Origin of the sequence: Falsiroseomonas oryziterrae, from assembly GCF_021864505.1 — a bacterium.
Lineage (GTDB): Bacteria > Pseudomonadota > Alphaproteobacteria > Acetobacterales > Acetobacteraceae > Falsiroseomonas > Falsiroseomonas oryziterrae.
The window spans coordinates 1-2,047 of sequence record NZ_JAKJIB010000496.1 but is presented as its reverse complement, the minus strand read 5'-3'; the positions used below and the strand labels follow the sequence as shown (position 1 = coordinate 2,047).

General features: G+C 73.6%; 2 protein-coding genes. Both read right to left on the bottom strand.

Annotation, left to right across the window (positions count from 1 at the left end):
- Window positions 1-123 precede the first annotated feature (123 nt).
- On the bottom strand, window positions 124-1,302 hold the full coding sequence (locus tag L2I40_RS22395) for a M20 aminoacylase family protein (RefSeq protein WP_237217536.1): 1,179 nt from the start codon (window positions 1,300-1,302) through the stop codon (window positions 124-126).
- 53 nt (window positions 1,303-1,355) lie between these two features.
- On the bottom strand, window positions 1,356-2,047 hold a 692-nt coding region (locus L2I40_RS22390; protein ID WP_237217534.1), incomplete at its 5' end, for an NAD(P)H-binding protein.

Sequence of the window (2,047 nt, the reverse complement as noted above, 5' to 3'; positions counted from 1 at the left end):
CCGGTGCCGCCTGCGCGGCCGGCAGCGGCGCGGGCTGCGCGGGGGCAGGGGCCGGGCGCGGCTGCTGTTGCGCCAGGGCCGGCGACGCGGCCAGCATGGCCGCCAGGAGGATCGCCGCGCGCATCACTGCCCCCGCGGCATCAGCTGCTCGGCCAGCGTCGCGAACCAGCTCGCGCCGACCGGCAGGATCTCGTCGTTGAAGTCGTATTTCGGGTGGTGGACCATCGCCTCGCCCTCGCCGCGGCCGCCGCCCAGGAACAGGTAGGCGCCGGCCTTCTCGTTCAGCATGAAGGCGAAATCCTCGCCGCCCATGGTCGGCTGCGGCAAGGGGCGCGTGCGCGCCTCGCCCACCACCACGCGTGCGGCGCGCGCGGCGAGCTCGGTGCTCTCCGCCTCGTTCACCGTCGCCGGGTAGCTCCGCGTGAAGCTCGCCGTCGCGGTGCAGCCCATGGCCGCCGCGATGCCGGTGACGATCTCGTGGAAGCGGCGCTCCAGCAGGTCGCCGACCTCGGGCAGGAACCAGCGCGCCGTGCCCTGCAGCTTCACGCTCTCCGGGATCACGTTGAAGGTGTGGCCGCCGGTGAAGTGCCCGATGGTGATCACGCCCGCCTCGAGCGGGTTGACGTTGCGCGCCACCACGCTCTGCAGCGCGGTGACGACATGCGCCGCCGCCAGGATCGGGTCCACCCCGTTGTGCGGCATCGCGCCATGCGCGCCCGTGCCGGTGATCGTCGCCTCCAGGTTCGCCACCGCCGCCATCACCGGGCCCGGCGCGTGCAGGAAGGTGCCGGCCGGCGCGCCGGGCCAGTTGTGCATGCCGAAGATGCGGTCCATCGGGAAGCGGTCGAACAGCCCTTCCTTCACCATCACCTCGCCGCCCGCGAGATTCTCCTCCGCCGGCTGGAAGACCAGGTAGATGGTGCCGTCGAAGTTGCGCGTCTCCGCCAGGTATTTCGCCGCGCCCAGCAGCATGGTCGTGTGCCCGTCATGGCCGCAGGCATGCATCTTCCCCGGCACCTTGGACGCGTAGGGCAGGCCGGTCTGCTCCTCGATCGGCAGCGCGTCCATGTCGGCGCGGAAGCCGATGGCGCGCCCGCTCGCGCCGTTCCCCCGGATCACGCCGACCACGCCGGTCTTCGCGATGCCGGTGTGCACCTCGTCGCAGCCGAACTCGCGCAGCTTCGCGGCGACGATGCCGGAGGTGCGGACCTCCTCGAAGCCGATCTCCGGGTTCTCGTGGAAATCGCGCCGCCAGGCGGTCATCTCGGGATGGAATTCGGCGATGCGGTTGATGACGGGCATGACGTCTGGCCTTTCGGGATCGTCGGCTTGAATGGTCGGCGGCGCGGGGGCGGTCAAGCCGCGAAGGTCTGCGCGAGCCCTTGTTCCAGGGGCCGACCGACCACGCCGAGCCGCTCGCGCATCGGCCCGACGTCGAAGGCCTTGTCCTCCAGCAGGCGGCGGACCTCGGCCGGGCGGATGGTCGGCAGCTTCGGCACGATCCGCGTCAGCGGCGCGGCCGCCATCAGCAGCGCGCCCGGGATCGGCACGATGGGCGGCGGCCGCAGCCCGGCCGCGCGCGCCACGGCGGCGAGGAAGTCGCGATAGGGCAGGGCCTCCGGCCCCGCCACCACGACCGCCTCGGGCCGGGGCCAGTCGCGCGCCAGCGCGGCGAGGATGCAGGCGGTGAGATCATCCTGGTGGATCGGCTGCACCAGCGCGCGCCCGCCGCCCGGCAGCGGCGCGAGCGGGATGCGCTTCAGCAGCGCAGCCAGGCGCTGCACGTTGTCCTCCCCCTGGGCGCCATAGATCATCGTCGGGTGCAGCATCACGCCGGGCCGTCCGGCGCCGAGGAACGCCGCCTCGCCCGCCCGCACCCCGTCGCCGTGGTCGTCCGGCCAGCGCGAGAAGCGGCGCGTCGAGCCCAGGAACACGAAGGAGGCGTCGGCCGGCGCGGCCGCCAGCACCGCCGGCGCGTGGCGCGCGTGGGCGCAGTTCACCACCTGCGTCGCGCCCGCCAGCGCAATGCGCAGCGCCGCCGCGTCGC